We start from the raw sequence: 2,677 nt of genomic DNA on the forward strand, positions 1-2,677 counted from the left end.
TCATGGCCGCCGCCAGCTCCTTCCGTCTCGTGCGAGCATTTCGTCGGCCTCGACCGGGCCCCAGGTGCCGGAGGGGTACTGCGCCGGCTTGCCGTGCTTCTCCCAGTAGGCCTCGATGGGGTCGAGGATCTCCCAGGAGAGTTCGACTTCCTGGTGGCGGGGGAAGAGGTTGGCGTCGCCGAGCAGCACATCGAGGATGAGCCGTTCGTACGCTTCCGGGCTGGATTCCGTGAAGGACTCGCCGTAGGCGAAGTCCATGGTCACGTCCCGGATTTCCATCGCGGTGCCGGGGACTTTGGAGCCGAACCGGATGGTGATGCCTTCGTCCGGCTGTACCCGGATGACCAGGGCGTTTTGGCCGAGTTCTTCGGTGGCTCCGGATTCGAAGGGCAGGAAGGGGGCGCGTTTGAAGATCACGGCGATCTCGGTGACGCGGCGGCCGAGGCGTTTGCCGGTGCGCAGGTAGAAGGGGACGCCTGCCCAGCGGCGGTTGGTGATCTCGAGTTTGATGGCGGCGTAGGTGTCGGTTTTGGAGTGGGGGTCGATGCCCTCTTCCTCCAGGTAGCCGAGCACTTCCTCGCCGCCTTGCCAGGCGTGTGCGTACTGGCCGCGCACGGTGTGCTTGCCGAGGTCGTCGGGGAGTTCGACGGCGGAGAGCACTTTGAGCTTCTCGGTGACCAGTGCCTTGGGGTGGAAGGAGCCGGGCTCTTCCATGGCGGTGAGTGCGAGCAGTTGGAGCAGGTGGTTCTGGATGACGTCGCGGGCGGCGCCGATGCCGTCGTAGTAGCCGGCGCGGCCGCCGATGCCGATGTCCTCGGCCATGGTGATCTGGACGTGGTCGACGTAGGACCGGTTCCAGATCGGTTCGAACATCGTGTTGGCGAAGCGCAGGGCCAGGATGTTCTGGACGGTTTCCTTGCCGAGGTAGTGGTCGATCCGGAAGACCTCGTTGGGCGGGAAGACGTCGTGCACGATCCGGTTGAGTTCCTGGGCGCTGGCCAGGTCGTGCCCGAAGGGCTTCTCGATGACCGCGCGCCGCCAGGAGTCACCCGGGCCCTCGGACAGGCCGTGCTTCTTGAGCTGCTGCACGACGACCGGGAACGAGCTCGGCGGCACCGAGAGGTAGAAGGCGAAGTTGCCGCCGGTACCCCGGGCCTTGTCGAGCTCGTCGATGGTGGCCTTGAGCTTCTGGAAGGACGCGTCGTCGTCGAAGGTGCCGGGGACGAAGCGGAAGCCTTCGGCGAGCTGTTGCCAGACCTCCTCGCGGAAGGGAGTGCGGGCGTGTTCCTTGACGGCGTCGTGCACGACTTGGGTGAAGTCCTCGTGTTCCCAGTCGCGGCGGGCGAAGCCGACGAGTGAGAAGCCCGGCGGCAGCAGGCCGCGGTTGGCGAGGTCGTAGACGGCGGGCATCAGTTTCTTGCGGGACAGGTCGCCCGTGACACCGAAGATGACCAGGCCCGACGGTCCCGCGATCCGCGGCAGCCGTCGGTCCTGCGGGTTTCGCAGCGGGTTCACCCAACTGCCGGTTTCCGGCGCGGACATTACGCCTCCTTCGGTGCGAGGCGCTTGAGTTCGGTCTCGGTGGAGGCGAGCAGGTCCTTCCAGGACTGCTCGAACTTCGCCACGCCCTCGTCCTCCAGGACCTGGACGACGTCGTCGTAGGAGATCCCGAGCTCGCCGAGAGCGTCGAGGTCGGCGCGGGCCTGCTCGTAGGTGCCGGTGATGGTGTCGCCGGTGATCTGGCCGTGGTCGGCGGTGGCGTCCAGGGTGGCCTCGGGCATGGTGTTGACCGTGTTCGGGGCGACCAGTTCGGTCACGTAGAGCGTGTCGGGGTAGGCGGGGTCCTTGACGCCGGTGGAGGCCCACAGGGGGCGCTGCTTGTTGGCGCCGGCGCTGGCCAGGGGGGCCCAGCGGTCGGAGCCGAAGACCTCTTCGTAGGCCTGGTAGGCGAGGCGGGCGTTGGCGAGGGCGGCCTTGCCCTTGAGTGCCTTGGCCTCGGCGGTGCCGATCTTCTCCAGGCGCTTGTCGATCTCGGTGTCCACGCGGGAGACGAAGAAGGAGGCGACGGAGTAGATCTTGGAGAGGTCGAGTCCGGCGGTCTTGGCCTTCTCCAGGCCGGTCAGGTAGGCGTCCATGACGGCCTTGTACCGGTCGAGGGAGAAGATCAGTGTGACGTTGACGCTGATGCCCCGGCCGATGGTCTCGGTGATGGCGGGGAGGCCGGCCTGGGTGGCGGGGATCTTGATGAGGGCGTTGGGGCGGTCCACGAGCCAGGCCAGTTGTTTGGCCTCGGCGATGGTGGCCGCGGTGTTGTGGGCCAGGCGGGGGTCGACCTCGATGGAGACCCGGCCGTCCTGGCCGCCGGTCGCCTCGAACACCGGGTGCAGGATGTCGGCGGCGTCGCGGACATCGGCGGTGGTGATCATCCGGAGGGCTTCCTCGACGGTGACCTTGCGGACGGCCAGGTCGGCCAGCTGCTGGTCGTAGCCGTCGCCCTCGGAGATCGCCTTCTGGAAGATCGAGGGGTTGGTGGTGACGCCCACGACGTGGCTGGAGTCGATCAGCTCGGCGAGGTTACCGGACGTGATCCGCTTGCGGGACAGGTCGTCGAGCCAGATCGCGACGCCTTCGTCGGAGAGGCGCTTGAGTGCGTCTGTCATGGGTTCTGCATCTCCTC

At 67.1% G+C, this 2,677-nt stretch carries 2 protein-coding genes; both read right to left on the reverse strand.

Going from position 1 to position 2,677, the window contains the following annotated elements; all coding sequences use genetic code 11:
• Positions 1–1,542 carry a glucose-6-phosphate dehydrogenase gene (zwf, locus tag FCI23_RS55130; RefSeq protein WP_136731685.1) on the reverse strand — a complete coding sequence of 514 codons (1,542 nt, stop codon included), beginning with the start codon at positions 1,540–1,542 and terminating at the stop codon, positions 1–3.
• On the reverse strand, positions 1,542–2,660 hold the full coding sequence (tal, locus tag FCI23_RS55135; RefSeq protein ID WP_136731686.1) for a transaldolase: 1,119 nt from the start codon (positions 2,658–2,660) through the stop codon (positions 1,542–1,544). The genes zwf and tal overlap by 1 nt, the downstream gene beginning before the upstream one ends.
• Positions 2,661–2,677 lie beyond the last annotated feature (17 nt).

Origin of the sequence: Actinacidiphila oryziradicis (assembly GCF_005047355.1) — a bacterium.
Taxonomy (GTDB): domain Bacteria; phylum Actinomycetota; class Actinomycetes; order Streptomycetales; family Streptomycetaceae; genus Actinacidiphila; species Actinacidiphila oryziradicis.